The 13,069-nt window shown below is 64.6% G+C and carries 21 protein-coding genes; 11 read left to right on the forward strand and 10 right to left on the reverse strand.

The features are described 5' to 3' along the window. Positions 1 to 28: 28 nt before the first annotated feature. The 10 genes from CK486_RS08475 to CK486_RS08520 all read right to left on the reverse strand — a co-directional run bounded on the left by CK486_RS08475 (position 29) and on the right by CK486_RS08520 (position 4,728). Positions 29 to 850, reverse strand: coding sequence for a YfdQ family protein (locus tag CK486_RS08475; RefSeq protein WP_095939853.1), 822 nt, complete (start codon positions 848 to 850; stop codon positions 29 to 31). 35 nt (positions 851 to 885) lie between these two features. Next, entirely contained in the window at positions 886 to 1,236 is a 351-nt protein-coding gene (locus CK486_RS08480) for a hypothetical protein (RefSeq protein ID WP_095939854.1), read from the reverse strand. Positions 1,237 to 1,298: 62 nt separating this feature from the next. Continuing rightward, positions 1,299 to 1,538, reverse strand: a complete 240-nt coding sequence (locus CK486_RS08485) for a pyocin activator PrtN family protein (protein ID WP_095939855.1) — start codon at positions 1,536 to 1,538, stop codon at positions 1,299 to 1,301. Next, positions 1,535 to 1,915, reverse strand: a complete 381-nt coding sequence (locus CK486_RS08490) for a hypothetical protein (RefSeq protein WP_095939856.1) — start codon at positions 1,913 to 1,915, stop codon at positions 1,535 to 1,537. Before CK486_RS08490 ends, CK486_RS08485 begins: the two co-directional genes overlap by 4 nt. Continuing rightward, on the reverse strand, positions 1,912 to 2,196 hold the full coding sequence (locus CK486_RS08495) for a hypothetical protein (RefSeq protein WP_095939857.1): 285 nt from the start codon (positions 2,194 to 2,196) through the stop codon (positions 1,912 to 1,914). The genes CK486_RS08490 and CK486_RS08495 overlap by 4 nt, the downstream gene beginning before the upstream one ends. A gap of 9 nt (positions 2,197 to 2,205) precedes the next feature. Next, a complete protein-coding gene (locus CK486_RS08500; RefSeq protein ID WP_095939858.1) occupies positions 2,206 to 2,784 on the reverse strand; it encodes a deoxynucleotide monophosphate kinase in 579 nt (192 codons plus the stop codon). Next, positions 2,781 to 2,963: a hypothetical protein gene (locus tag CK486_RS08505; protein ID WP_095939859.1), complete on the reverse strand. Its 183-nt coding sequence runs from the start codon at positions 2,961 to 2,963 to the stop codon at positions 2,781 to 2,783. Before CK486_RS08505 ends, CK486_RS08500 begins: the two co-directional genes overlap by 4 nt. Before the next feature lie 84 nt (positions 2,964 to 3,047). Beyond that, positions 3,048 to 3,428: a hypothetical protein gene (locus tag CK486_RS08510; RefSeq protein WP_095939860.1), complete on the reverse strand. Its 381-nt coding sequence runs from the start codon at positions 3,426 to 3,428 to the stop codon at positions 3,048 to 3,050. Beyond that, the gene (locus CK486_RS08515; RefSeq protein WP_095939861.1) at positions 3,425 to 4,060 is read right to left on the reverse strand and encodes a BRCT domain-containing protein; all 636 of its coding nucleotides are present in this window, start codon (positions 4,058 to 4,060) and stop codon (positions 3,425 to 3,427) included. Before CK486_RS08515 ends, CK486_RS08510 begins: the two co-directional genes overlap by 4 nt. Before the next feature lie 26 nt (positions 4,061 to 4,086). After that, positions 4,087 to 4,728 carry a LexA family transcriptional regulator gene (locus tag CK486_RS08520; protein ID WP_095939862.1) on the reverse strand — a complete coding sequence of 214 codons (642 nt, stop codon included), beginning with the start codon at positions 4,726 to 4,728 and terminating at the stop codon, positions 4,087 to 4,089. 100 nt (positions 4,729 to 4,828) lie between these two features. Between CK486_RS08520 and CK486_RS08525 the strand changes: the two genes are divergently transcribed. From CK486_RS08525 to CK486_RS18065, 11 genes are all read left to right on the forward strand, one after another. Further along, positions 4,829 to 5,056, forward strand: coding sequence for a hypothetical protein (locus CK486_RS08525; protein ID WP_095939863.1), 228 nt, complete (start codon positions 4,829 to 4,831; stop codon positions 5,054 to 5,056). A gap of 168 nt (positions 5,057 to 5,224) precedes the next feature. Next, on the forward strand, positions 5,225 to 5,713 hold the full coding sequence (locus tag CK486_RS08530) for a phage regulatory CII family protein (RefSeq protein WP_095939864.1): 489 nt from the start codon (positions 5,225 to 5,227) through the stop codon (positions 5,711 to 5,713). Beyond that, complete coding sequence (locus CK486_RS08535) at positions 5,706 to 5,909, forward strand: TraR/DksA C4-type zinc finger protein (RefSeq protein ID WP_095939865.1); 204 nt, start codon at positions 5,706 to 5,708, stop codon at positions 5,907 to 5,909. The genes CK486_RS08530 and CK486_RS08535 overlap by 8 nt, the downstream gene beginning before the upstream one ends. Then, the gene (locus tag CK486_RS08540) at positions 5,906 to 8,611 is read left to right on the forward strand and encodes a bifunctional DNA primase/polymerase (protein ID WP_095939866.1); all 2,706 of its coding nucleotides are present in this window, start codon (positions 5,906 to 5,908) and stop codon (positions 8,609 to 8,611) included. Before CK486_RS08535 ends, CK486_RS08540 begins: the two co-directional genes overlap by 4 nt. After that, positions 8,608 to 8,952, forward strand: a complete 345-nt coding sequence (locus CK486_RS17940; protein WP_141248892.1) for a hypothetical protein — start codon at positions 8,608 to 8,610, stop codon at positions 8,950 to 8,952. Before CK486_RS08540 ends, CK486_RS17940 begins: the two co-directional genes overlap by 4 nt. Continuing rightward, a complete protein-coding gene (locus CK486_RS08545; protein ID WP_095939867.1) occupies positions 8,945 to 9,475 on the forward strand; it encodes a hypothetical protein in 531 nt (176 codons plus the stop codon). Before CK486_RS17940 ends, CK486_RS08545 begins: the two co-directional genes overlap by 8 nt. A gap of 300 nt (positions 9,476 to 9,775) precedes the next feature. Continuing rightward, complete coding sequence (locus CK486_RS08550; protein WP_095939868.1) at positions 9,776 to 10,117, forward strand: phage holin family protein; 342 nt, start codon at positions 9,776 to 9,778, stop codon at positions 10,115 to 10,117. Continuing rightward, the gene (locus CK486_RS08555; protein ID WP_095939869.1) at positions 10,098 to 10,460 is read left to right on the forward strand and encodes an HNH endonuclease; all 363 of its coding nucleotides are present in this window, start codon (positions 10,098 to 10,100) and stop codon (positions 10,458 to 10,460) included. The genes CK486_RS08550 and CK486_RS08555 overlap by 20 nt, the downstream gene beginning before the upstream one ends. A 157-nt stretch (positions 10,461 to 10,617) precedes the next feature. Beyond that, entirely contained in the window at positions 10,618 to 11,109 is a 492-nt protein-coding gene (locus CK486_RS08560) for a P27 family phage terminase small subunit (RefSeq protein ID WP_176481673.1), read from the forward strand. Further along, positions 11,072 to 12,895: a terminase large subunit gene (locus CK486_RS08565; RefSeq protein WP_095939871.1), complete on the forward strand. Its 1,824-nt coding sequence runs from the start codon at positions 11,072 to 11,074 to the stop codon at positions 12,893 to 12,895. The genes CK486_RS08560 and CK486_RS08565 overlap by 38 nt, the downstream gene beginning before the upstream one ends. Continuing rightward, entirely contained in the window at positions 12,892 to 13,068 is a 177-nt protein-coding gene (locus CK486_RS18065; RefSeq protein WP_176481674.1) for a hypothetical protein, read from the forward strand. The genes CK486_RS08565 and CK486_RS18065 overlap by 4 nt, the downstream gene beginning before the upstream one ends. Position 13,069 lies beyond the last annotated feature (1 nt).

Genomic DNA, 13,069 nt, shown 5'->3' on the forward strand with positions numbered 1-13,069 from the left:
AGTCCGGCGGCGGGGTGTTGCTGAACGGTTAGAGGGTCGCTTCGTACACCGGCACGTCGCCGATGCTGTCTGCGATCTGCTTGCGGACGGCGTTGTAGGCCTCCTCGAGCACCTTGTCCGGGCGCACCAGCTCGAACCACATCGACAGGCGGCCTTCGCTGATGCGGTAGCGGAAGCGGGCGGTGATCAGGAAGGCTTCGCCGCCGAGGAACGGCTTGAGGCCGATATAGAACTGCTCGGGGATATTGAGCTGCCCGGCTTCACCCGCTCGGCCCTCGATCTGCTCGTTGTAGGTGAGCTGTACCTGGCCGTTGTCCAGGCGGGTGCCCTGGCGGAAGCTGATGTTCTTCTTCGCCTCGAGGGTGCGGCTGATCTCCAGCATGTCCGCCGCGCTCGGTGCTGCAGGGTTGTCCGGCGGGGTGACGATGTCCTTCACGTTGTTCTCGATGAACTCGGCGAAGCTGGCCTGATCCATGCGCTTGCGGTCGGCGTCTTTCCAGTTGCCCCACTCGATGGTGAGCGGGCAGCAGTAGGTGGCGGTGTGCTCGCCCCAGGCCGGCTGGTCGGGCTGGTGGTAGTCGAACACGGCGCGGAAGGTGCGGCCTTCCGGACCATTGCAGAACACGGCTGTGGCCGGGGTGGCGAAGCGGGTGATGTAGGCGATGAAGGTCAGCGCGTCCAGCACGGTGAGGCGCTGGCGGGTGCGGACCGGTGCCGGGAGGTGCTTTTCCAGGCCCTGCAGCTCAACGCCTTGCGGCACCAAGGCGATGGGGCACGCCAGACCGGGATGATCGATCGGCTTGCCGAGTGCCTGGGCGAGGGTGACGAGCTGGTTGATGGCTTGTTGCATGGGGTGTGCTCCTTGTGAGCGGTGTCAGAGAGGGGTTATTCGTTGACCGTGCGCAGGGCTTCGGTCGGCGGGGTGTCGTCGGTCACCGAGCGCAGCGGGATTTCCTGCTGGCGTGGGTCGCGGCGGGTCAGGTTGCCTTCCGGGGTGAGGAAGAACAGCGAGGTGCCGCGCGACAGCACCGGCTCCTTGGCCTTCACGTCGGCCTTGATGGTCATCTGCCCGGCACCGTCTGGCTTGTAGGCGAGCTTGATGGTCAGCTCACCGGCTTTGCCGGTCAGGCGGATGGCGTCGACCAGTGAGTGCTGGACTTCGGTCAGCTCGTCCAGCAGGCCGCCGGCCTCGATTTCGCGCAGGGTGTCGATGAAGGGTCGTGCTTTCTTGCTCATGTGCTGTGCCTCGTTGTTGTGGATCGTCAGAGAGTTGCCCGGAGCGGCCGGGCACCGTGTTGCTAGGCTGCCTGCTCGGCCTGGGCGTCGAGGTACTCGGCCAGGTCCTGGAGGAACACCTTGGGCTTCTCCAGTCGGGAGTCGGTGAACTTGCGGGTGCGCAGCTTCACCTTGCCGCGGTTGATCAGCGCGAGCAGGCTCTTGTCGGTTTTCAGGTGGGGGAAGTAGCTCTCCCGCACCTGGGTGATGGTCAGTACCTCGGTCTGCCACTGCAGCAGCAGGCGCGCGTGGGTTGTGCTCATGCCCGGGCCTCCCCGGCCCCCGCCAGGGGGAGCTGGGCTGCCACAAGCTCGACCAGGCCTTCGATGGTCTTGCCCAGTTGGCGGGCGACCACGTTGTCGGCTGGGTCTGTGACCACCACGCCGAAGGGGCGCTGCGGGTCTGTGGTGACGGTGACGTGAGGCACGTAGCCTCGCGGCAGGCGGTGGAACAGGGCACAGAACAGCGCCGGCAGGTGGCGCGCGTTGGCGTCCTGCGGCTGCTGCAGGCGCTCGATGGCCTCCCGGCTGGCGCCGCGCACGGTGGCGCGGTCTATTACCGTGGGGAAGTCGAGGTGCAGCTCGACCAGCTTGAGCGCGCCGATCGCATGCTCGGCGGCGGTTGGCTTGTGCGGATTCATGCGGCGGCATCCTTGTGCTTGGTGATGGTGACGGTCACGCCCAGTTGGGCGGCGAGCCAGGCAATGCCGGCCTCGGTGACCATCAGCACGGCGTAGTGGCTGTACTGCTTGCGCTGCTCTACCCAGCGGCTGCGGGCATCCATGAACAGGTGGCCACCGCCGACGTGCTTGGCAGCCAGGGAGCCGTCGTTGTTCACGGCCTTGGTGCGGCGCAGGTGAGCGCGCAAGGCGCTCTCCCGCAGGCCCAGCACCTGGGCGGCTTCACGAATGGTCCGGTTCATGGGCTGCCCTCAGGCTGCGCTGCGCAGGGACTGGCGGCGCATCAGGACGCCCATGAGGCGGTCCAGCTGCTTGTAGAGGTGCGGCAAGTCCTCGTCGTTGTGGATGACGAAGTCGTTGTCGTGCACCCCGATGCCGCTCTCGCTGGCGTGGCTGGCCACCGCCTGGGCCTCGGGCCGATGGATATGGACGATGACGCCGCCCTTGCTGCGCACCCAGTCGGCCTCGTTCTCGAAGCGCACGTCGCGCAGGATGAAGCCGGTGATCGGGTCCTGGTGCAGGGCGGCCATGTGGTTGAGGTTCTGCTCGGCCAGCAGCAGCCAGAGCTCGCGGTGCACCATGTCGCGGCCCCAGTCGGTGCCGAGCAGCTGCATCAGCTGCCGCGGGGACTTGCCGATGCCTGGCAGCGGTTCTTCCTTGAGGGCGCCTTCGATGTGTTCGGCGGTCAGGTTGAACATCTGCATGATCGCGGCCTTGAGCGGCTCGGCGAAGGCGTAGGAGAGCAGGGCGTAGTGCGCGGCCAGGTAGCGGGCGGCGGTGTCTTTGCCCGTGCGGGCGAGGCCGTGCAGGCCGATGACGAGCTGTTTCATGCTGCGTCACCTCCCTGCGGGCCGAGACTGCTGCTGCGCTGGGCGCGGCGCTGCTCGCTGGTGACGTACTGGCAGCCGGCATCGCGCGCCAGGCGGCGGACTTCAAAGATGCGGGCGAGATTGCTGGCCGGGTGCATAAGCACCTGGCAGGGGGTGGGTGCGTGCTGTGTCGTTTGCATGTCGCGTACTCCAAAGGTCAGAGTGTGGGTACGCGGCTAGATTAGGATACCTGTTGGGTATATGCAATACCTGCTAGGTATTCTTTAGTTGTCTCCGGTTTCGTTTGCGAGCTTGCTAATGTCGGGGGTGAAGACGATCAGCATGCCTGTTGCGGAGCAGGTCATGGGGTGTTCTTTGGCTGCATCAACCGCGAGGTCTTGGCCTCTAAGGCCCTGCCAGGCGGCCAGATAGAAAAGCGAACCGTACTTCTCTTTTTTCTTGAGCTGCCTGCTTACTCCGCCTTTCCAGTAGAGCGGTGGTAGATGGCCTGATAGGCAGCGCTGAGCTAGTTCGGGGTCGCTAGCAGCCAGCCTGCGGCCGATCTCCCAGCTGGCGATAAGTCCGCGCTCAGTGTTGCCCCATAGTTGCTCTTGATTGAGCCCTGCGCGGAGTGGCTCGCAAATGCTCCGGGTTATGAGGGTCATAGGTGTTTGGCCCAGAACTGTTCGCTGACGATATGGATGGGGTGACCGTCTTGAGCAAGCATCTGAGCGTGCTCGATCTTGCGGCCCCAGCTCGCGGTAGCCCAGTCACGGCTGCCGATCTCGCCAATTATCAGATAGTTGACCGTGCGGGTTATGCGGTCGCTTGCTGTGCCGCCGCGGGATTCCGTTTCTGCGATGCACTGATCTCGAGTCCCAAGGGCGAACTTGCCTGTGAATACAAAGACCTTGTCCGGGAAGATTATCTCGGGCGGCTCTGTGAGGGGCAGTGTCGTGCTTCGGGGCTGCTCTGGTTCTTCGGGATGGGCTGGCTCTGCTGGTGGCGGCGCTAGTTCGGCCAGAATTCCGATCAGCTCTCGCTCTTCATCGCTATCCAGGTGTCCATCCTGGAGCATCTCGCTGATGCGATCGTAAAGGGCGTTCCAGGGCCATACATCAAGGAGGTCGCGCTTCTGGACAAGCCATCGCTGAATGAACTGTGCTTCCAGTGCGTTGATCGCGCCGTCTGCTAGGACGCCGTGACAAAGGCCGATCAGTTCGTTGGCGTCGCGTGTGGCATTGCGGGCGGCGCAGATGCGTTTGGAGATGGGTTGGCCATGTTGGTCAAGTTTCATAGCGTTTAGCCTCCATGCCTATTGCTCTAAAGATCGACGATTTTCCATCTGGCGCGACCGCAGATGTGCCACTCCTCCGTCAGCCTGATGATGCGTTCTGGCCAGTTTGGGTTTACGGCATAGAGGTAGTACTCGCTGCCTTCTTGCCGCAATTGCTTGAGGGTTACGCCCTGGTCGCTTAAGCGCTTGGCTACAACATAGTGCCCGGGCTGGGCCTCAAGTGATGGGTCAATAACAACCTTCTCGCCAGCAGTGAATAGTGGCTCCATGCTGATGCCTTCGACGCGAAGGATGAAGGCGTTTGCCCCCACCGGGCCAGGCGCTTCAACCCATTCCTCGGCGTCGCCCGGGTTGAACTGGTCGACGGCTTCACACCAGGCGCCTGCTGCGATCGATCCGATCACTGGCAACTTCCTCCCTGTGGTGCCCACGATGGTTCCATTTCCATGGCTGTCGTGCGGGGCATCCAGATAGCCACGCGGGAGATCAAGCGCGCGCTCAATCTCTCTGGCGATTTGCTCCCCAATGTTCTTGTGCGCGCTCTCTCCGGCGAAGGCGGAAACCTGAGCCGGCGACTTGCCGAGCAGATTGGCCAAGTCTTTGAGCATGAGCTGCCGCTCTTTGATTTGGCGGCGAGTATTGGCGAGGCGGATTTCGTAAATGGTCATGTGGCCATTCTGGGTGCGTGATACCTGTCAGGTAAATTCCCCAAAGGGTATTGCCTTAACAATACCTGACAGGTATCTTTTGTTTCGGAGGTAACCAGCCATGAAACTTCGCGACTACATCGGTGGCATGAGTGAGCAGCAGCTTGCGGATTACGCAGAGCGCTGCTCGACCACTGCAAATTACCTGAGCACGCACATTCGCTATGCCACCAAGGATCCGAGCGTGAAGCTCATCCGGGCGCTGGCGAAGGAAAGTGGTGGGGCCGTAAGTATGAGTGAGGTCTTGGAACACTACCGCCTCACTGACGCCTGGAATCAGGCGGCCTAAGAAAGGTTTGCCGGCGCGGGACTCTGACCTCCCGCGCCGGCGGGGTGCCGGGCAAGGACTCTGACCTCCTTGCTTCGGCTTACGACGACACAGCACTGCATCGGTCGTAGCTATAGAGTAGGGCCTGCCCTGCGCGATGGCTACACCGTAAAGGGGGCATTTACGGTTATGAGTCGCACAGACCTACTGCCGGACGCGGGTCCGGTTCTTTCTCTCCGCCAGGCGCTGTACCGCGCCGGGCGCGACTACAAGGGGGGCATCACGTCCCTCGCCCATGACATGGTCATGGATCTGGATTCTCTGCAGAAGAAGCTCAAGCTCGACGAGGAACGCCGCTGGCCGACCCCGGATGAGTTGGAGGAGATCATCGCCCTGACCCGCGACGACCGTCTGCTGGATGCGCTGATGCGCCCGGCCGGGGCGGTGTGGTACCGCCCTGATCCAGTGCCTGCCACCAAGGATGCGCTGGAGGCCGTGGGCAAGCTGCTGGAAACCGAGGGGCAGTTTGTGCGCAGCCTGCACAAGGGCGCCGAGGACAACAAATGGGAGGCTGATGAGGTCGCCCTGCTGGAGTACCACGGCAACCGGGTTATCCGCGCGGTGCTGGGCATCATGGCCGGCGCGCGGCAGGCCATGGAGGCGCGCAACGATGGATGAGCGCTATATGGAGATGGCTGAGCAGGCCGCCGAGGCCGAACGCCAGCGGGCGATTGCCAGCCGGGTGCAGTACAGCGGCGAGAGTGCGCTGGAGTGCGAGTCGTGCGGTGATGAGATTCCCCAGGCGCGCCGTGAGGCGGTGCCAGGGTGCCAGACCTGCATTGAGTGTCAGGCGCTGCGGGAGCGGCGCGTATGACGCAGGCAGGGACCGCCACTCCGATTGCCGCTTGGGCGCGGCGCTACATCGAAACCTTCAACCTGGCCCTGGTGCCGATCGCCCCGGGCGAGAAGGCACCGAAGGGCAATGGCTGGAACCAGCCCGGCGGTTACTTCACCGAGGCGGGCGAGGCCGAGCGCTTCTGGCAGGAGCATCCGCGGCACAACATGGGTGTGGTGCTGGGCCCGAGCCGGGTCTGCTCGCTGGACGTGGATGATGTGCCGAGTACCCGCCAGGTGCTGGGCGACCTGCTGGGCATGGATCTGGATGCGCTCGCGGTGGTCTACCCGACGGCGGTAGGCAACCCCGAGCGCTTTCGCATTCTGTTCCGGCTGCCGGAAGGCGTAGAGCTGACCCGCCACTCGCTGAGCTGGCCGAACGAGCAGGACCCGGACGGGAGCAAGTTCAAGCTGGCAAAGGCCGCTGAGCTGCGCGCCAAGGAGACGGGCGACAAGCAGCTGGAGCAGGAGATGCGTGCGAAGGCCGATGGCCTGAAGCGCTTCACGGTGTTCGAGCTGCGCGCCGGCCTGGTGCAGGACGTGCTGCCGCCCTCGATTCATCCGGGTACCGGCAAGCCGTACACCTGGCGCACGCCGCCCTCGGCGGATGGCCTGCCGGAGTTGCCGCGCGATCTGCTGAACATCTGGACCAACTGGGACATCTTCAAGCGGATGGCCGAGGAGGTTTGCCCATGGGCGCCGAAGGCTCAGCAGCCGGCGGCGGTGAAGAAGCCAGCGCGGCCGGCGCAGCAGGGTGGTGGTGATCTGCCGAAGGTGATCGATGCCTTCAACAATGCGAACCAGGTGGAGAGCCTGCTGGCGGCCCACGGGTACCAGCGCCGCGGCAAGAAGTGGCTGTGCCCGCAGAGCAGCACCGGGCTGCCGGGTGTGACCATCAGCGAGGATGGCCGGGTGTATTCGCACCATGGGTCTGACCCGCTCGCGAACGGGCACCAGAATGATGCCTTCGATGTGTTCTGCATACTCGAGCACAACGGCGACGTGCCGGCGGCGATCAAGGCTGCCGCCAAGGCGCTGGGCATCGAGGCGCCTGCGCGGCAGCGGGCTGCTCGCCCTGATGCTGCGGACCTTCCCCCAGCCCCATCCTCGGGTGATGCGCCGGTAGCGCCGGCCGGCTCCTCCGACAACGGGGGGCAGGGGGAGGCCCTGACTCTGGAGGCCTTGCTGCGGCGCTATGCGCTGGTGGAAGGAACCACCCATGTGTGGGACTTCGACAAGGCGAAAAAGATGAAGCGCGCCGGGTTTGAGGCGCACGTGGGCAAGGAGTTGTTCAAGGAGTGGGCTTCCGTCACCGACCCTGACCGCAAGAAGCGGGTGAGCGAGGAGTGGGTGCGGGATGTGGAGGAGACCCGCCGCATGGACGGCAAGAAGGGCGGCGCCTTGGGTGTGCCGGCCATCGAGCGCTATGTGTACATCGACGGGACCAAGGATGTGTGGGACGCGGCGAAGAAGCGGCGCATCCCTGAGGGCGCTGTGAAGATGGCGCTGGGTGACGGCTACAGCTTGTGGCTGAACAGCCCGACTAGGCGTGTGGTGGACGTGGATCACATCGTGTTCGATCCGACGATGACGAAGGACCCGGCGGTTTACATCAACACCTTCGAGGGTCTGCCGCTGGAGCCGGTGCGGGATGACGAGGCGTGCGCGAACCTGCGCTGGTTGATCAGCTTCCTGTGCAACCACGATGAGAAGGCCACCGAGTGGCTGACGCGATGGATGGCCTACCCGCTGCAGCACCTGGGCGCCAAGATGGACACGGCGGTGCTTATGCACTCGACGATGGAGGGCTCGGGCAAGAGCCTGCTGTTCGCGGACACCATGGGGATGCTGTACGGGAAGTACGCGGCCACGGTGGGGCAGACGCAGCTGGAGAGCAACTTCAACGCCTGGCAGAGCGGCAAGCTGTGGGCGGTGTTCGAGGAAGTGGTCTCGCGTGACCAGCGTTACAACCAGGTGGGCAAGATCAAGCACCTGATCACCGGCAAGACGGTGCGCATGGAGAGCAAGTTCATCAACGGTTGGGAGGAAGCCAACCATATGAACGCGGTGTTCCTGTCGAACGAGATCATGCCGTGGCCGATCAGCGACAGTGACCGGCGCATGCTGGTGATGTGGCCGCTGGAGACCCTGCCGGAAGAACGCCAGAAGGCGATCGGCCGTGAGTTGGAGGGCGGCGGGGTGGCGGCGCTGTATGCGTGGCTGCTGTCGGTCGACCTGGCCGACTTCGCCCAGCGCACCCGGCCGCCGCAGACCGAGGCCCGCCAGCGGCTGGTGGCACTGAGCAGGGCGGGGTGGCAGACCTTCCTGCATCTGTGGCGCACCAGCGAGCTGGGCACCGGGTTGTGGGGCGCCTGCCTGTCGAGCGACCTGTATGCGTTGTTCCTCGAGTGGTGCTCGCGCAACAAGGAGCACGCGATGAGCCAGACGAAGTTCAGCCTGTTCATCAGTGCCGAGGTGCAGAAGACCCGGGCCATCCCGTGGACGGATGGCAACAGCAGGCGCTTCGGGGCCTTCTTCTTCCCCTGCGATCCCGGGGCTTCCCTGCCCCCATCCACCAGTTCGGCCGACCTGGGCAAGCACGTGACGAAGTGGCGCGATGCCGCGCGCATGGCGGGCTGGAACGTGGATGCCTGGGAACACCTGAAGGGGGCTGCGGCATGACTGCGCGCGATTGTGTGTTGGGTTGTGTTGGGTTGTGTCGGGTTGGTTTTTGCGAGCCAACACAGGCGCAAGCCACGATTTGCGCGGGTTCTGGCGGGCTGTTGCGGGTGTGTTGGGTTTTTTCACGCGCGCAGGCGTGCGCGAATTTTTCCCAGCGGCCCGATGGTGGTGAGTCGTTTTTTCCTTACGCGAGGACTGAAAAACCCGACAAACCCAACACACTCAACACAGCATTAATCAATGTGCTGTTTTTAAAGGGTTTTTTGTGTGTTGGGTTTGTGTTGGGTTGGGCGTTTTTGTGTTGGGTTGGTTCTGGTGATGGGGAGCAGGGCGATGATTGAGGCGATCGAGGACGTGATGCGGCATTGGGGTGAGCAGCAGCGCAAGTGCGGCCCCAGTGGCGGCCTGGCCAGCCCGATGGGGGCGCTGATCCAATACGGCGGCCCGGCGCCGCGCGGTGGGGTGAGCGGGCACCGGGTGCTGATGGCCGGGGCTGGGGTGGATTACCTGGCCAGCGAGGTGGCTGCCGCGGTGGCTGCGGTCGAGCGCGATGCCGAGGATGGGGTGCTGCTGGCGAAGCTGGCCCGCAAGCGTTACCTGCCGTGCCCGGCGCTGGCTCTGCGCGATCAGCTGTATGACCTGGAGCTGGCGGTGAACGATACCGGTGGGCGCATGTACCGGCGGCTGGTTCATCGGCTGCATGAGCTGGTGGCTGCGGAGCTGAAGGCGCGGCATCAGCGCAGCGCTGCCCAGCTCGCGGCGGCCAAGCGCGAGGGCGATCGGCTGCGCAGGGCATCGGTGCAGCAGGCCGCAAAGGCCCACTCGCGGCGTGGCGCGGAGCTGCATGGGGCTAAAAAGGCGTGACCGTTCGTCGGCTGTTCGGCGTCGGTGCGCCCCGGTGCGCCCCCGTCAGCCCCCGTCAGAATGTACCGATAACGGGGGCTTTTCGGTTTGTCCGTCGGGGGGTACAAAGGCGGCACGATTCGATAGGTGCGCCTCTCGACCACTAGGCACAGTGCTGTGCGCCGCCCGTGAGTCCCCACTCCGGGCACCTGCAAAACCCCGCCCACCCCGGCGGGGTTTTCTTTTTCCGATTCCCTGCACGCCGAATGCGGGCAGGCTCTGCCCGTGGCAGCGGGCGTTTTCTTCCTTGGAGGTCGCACCGTGGATAAGGACCCGACCAGCTACGGGCTGCTCACCTATGGGTGGGTGCTGCTGCTGGCCGCCTGGGGCGGCTTCACCAACTATCGGGCGCGTGTCATGAGCGGCAAGGTTCAGAAGTTCAGCCTGGCGGAGCTGGTGGGCGAGGTGTCCACCAGTGCATTCGTTGGCGTGATCGCCTTCTACCTGTGCGAGGCGGCCCGGCTCGACCCGCTGTGGTCGGCGGCCATCGTCGGCATCAGTGGGCACATGGGTGGTCGGGCCATCTTCCTGTTCGAGGATGTGATGCGCTCGAAGCTCGGTGTGCGCTGGGAGCGCTCGCACGATGACAACGGCGCGCAGTAACTCGAACGCGCGTGGCTACGGCTACCGCTGGCAGTTGGCGCGCGAGGATCACCTGCGCCGCCATCCCTACTGCGCCGAGTGCAGCACCGCCGAGCGGCCGGTGGCTGCTGTGGTTGTGGACCACAAGATTCCGCCGCGGCTGACCGAGGCCAAGCAGAGCGGGATTGCTGAGCGCATCAGTGAGGCATGGCGCCTGTTCTGGTCGCGCGACAACTGGCAGTCGCTGTGCAAGCACTGCCACGACTCGGTGAAGCAGCGCCTGGAGAAGTCCGGGCGCCGCGTCGGGTGCGATGCCTCGGGCCGCCCCACGGACCCCGCTCACCACTGGAACCGCCGGGCATAGCCCTGCCCAGGGGTAGGGGGGGTGAAAAACATTTCGCCGCTCACCTTCTAGACCGCCCGGTCCCCTTCGTTCGCAACGCCGGGAAAAATGGAGGGTGGGGGGTCTAAAGATTCTGGAGATGGATATGTCCGGGAATGGCAATTCAGGGCGCCCCGGGTTGCCCGCAACCGTTCACCTGCTGCGTGGGAACCCTGGCAAGCAGAGCGTGGCCGCGTTGCAGGCCGCAGCGCATGAGCCTGCGGTACCAACCGCCGCGCCGCCTAAGCCTGACTTCCTGAGCCCGGCTGCTGCTGAAGAGTGGGACCGGGTAGTGGCTGCCCTGCTCAGCCTGGGCTGGGTCAGCACCCTGGACATGATGGCGCTGGCTACCTACTGCGAGGCGGTTGCCGACTGGACTCGCTTCCGCCGCATGATCGCCGAGCAGAATGCCAAGGCTGACGGTGCCGGTGATGTGCAGACCTACGCCAGCGGCGCCAAGCAGATTAGCATCTGGCGGCAGCTGGCCAATGATGCCGAGCGCCGGGCCAACCAGGCGGGAGCCCTGTTCGGCTTCTCGCCGATCGCGCGGCGCAACATGAAGGCCGCCGCGCCTCAAGGCGAGCTATTCCCCAATGACGCACGAGACGCAGCAGACCGCTACTTCAACTGAGTGCCGGGTCAAGGCGTTCGCGCTGGATGTGCTGGACGGCAAGATCGTCGCCGGGCCACATGTGCGCAACGCCTGCCGGCGCCATCTGCGAGACCTGGAGACCGGCGCCCTGCGCGGCCTGGTCTGGAGGCAGGATGCTGCAGACCGCGCCATCGGCTTCTTCGAGGACGTGTTGTGCCTCAATGGTGGCGACTACGAGGGCCAGCCGTTCCTGTTGGCGCCGTGGCAGGCGTTCGTGGTGGGCAGCCTTTTCGGCTGGTACACGGACGATGGCTACCGGCGGTTCCGCATGGCCTACATCGAAACCGGCAAGGGCTCAGGCAAGTCGCCGCTGGTGGCCGGCATCGGTCTCTATGGCCTGGTATCCGACAAGGAGCAGCGAGCCGAGATATACGCTGCCGCGACCAAGCGCGATCAGGCGCAGATCCTGTTCCGCGATGCGGTGAGCATGGTCACCATGTCGCCGGCCCTGTGCAGTCGCCTGGTGCAGTCCGGGCGGGACGAGAAGGTATGGAACCTGTATTACCCCTCGACCAAGAGCTTCTTCCGGGCGATCAGTTCCGACGATGGTCAGTCAGGCCCGCGGCCGCACATCGCTCTGATCGACGAGCTGCACGAGCACAAGACGGCCAGCGCAGTGAACATGATGCGTGCCGGTACCAAGTTCCGGCGCCGCGCGATGATCGTGATGATCACCAACAGCGGCTCGGACAAGAAGACGGTCTGTGGTCAGCACCATGACCTTGGCGTGCGAATCTGCTCGGGGCAGGAGGAGAACGACACCTTCTTCGCCTTCATCTGCTCGCTGGATGAAGGGGATGACCCGTTCACCGATGAGTCCTGCTGGCCGAAGGTCAACCCGTCGCTGGACTACATCCCTGAGGGCCAGACCGATGGCATCCCCGGGCGTAAGTACCTGCGCGAGCAGGTGCAGGAAGCGCGCGGCCTGCCAGCCAAGGAGGCCGTGGTAAGGCGCCTCAACTTCTGTGAGTGGACGCAGGCTGACTCACCGTGGATTGGCTGGGACGTCTGGAGCCAGGCCGAGGAGCGCGTGCCGATGCGCGTGCTGCGCAATCGTCCCTGCGTTGCTGGTCTCGACCTGTCCAGCACGACTGACCTGACCGCCTTCGTGCTGCTGTTCTACCCGACCGCGGCCGATCCGCACTGGCGCCTGCTGCCGTACTTCTGGATTCCAGATCACCAACTGGACAAGCGCGAGCAGCAGGACAAGGTGCCCTATGCCTTGTGGATCAAAGAGAAGCACCTGGAGACAACGCCCGGCCGGGCGATCGGCAAGCTGCATGTGCTGCGGCGCTTGCAGACCATCTGCCACTACTTCGAGGTGCAGCAGATCGCCTACGACCGCTGGCGTATCGAAGACCTGCGCGAGCTGATGGCGGAGCACAGCATCGAGCTGCCTGAGCTGGTCGGGTTCGGCCAGGGCTTCAAGGACATGGGGCCGGCGGTTGACGAGTTCGAGCGGCGCCTGCTTGGCATAGCGCCAGAGCCAGAGGTGATCGATCTGGCGCCGGAGGATTACGAGCTGCTGGATAGTGCTCCGGTGGAGATCGAAACCCTGCGTCACGACGGCAACCCGGTGCTCACCTGGAACGCCGGTAACGCCATCACCGTGTCGGACCCTGCAGGCAACCGCAAGGTAGACAAGGCCAAGGCAATCGGGCGAATCGACGGGATTGTCGCCGCCATCATGGCTACCGGCATCAGCGGCGCGACCGCGGCCGGCAGCGGCAAATCAATCTACGAGGAAGAAGGGGTCGGAATATGAAGTTGGTCATCCTGTCCTGGCTGGCCGGGCTGTTTGGCTTCGGCCTGCTGGTGGCGGGCGTGGCCATGTTGCATGTGCCGGCTGCATTCATCGTTGCGGGCGTTGGGCTGCTGGCCTGGGCTCGCCTTGCTGACAAGGCGGCTGCGGCCGCCGCTATGGCCAAAGGAGGCTGAG

The sequence above is a fragment of the Pseudomonas sp. HAR-UPW-AIA-41 genome, from assembly GCF_002304225.1.
Taxonomy (GTDB): domain Bacteria; phylum Pseudomonadota; class Gammaproteobacteria; order Pseudomonadales; family Pseudomonadaceae; genus Aquipseudomonas.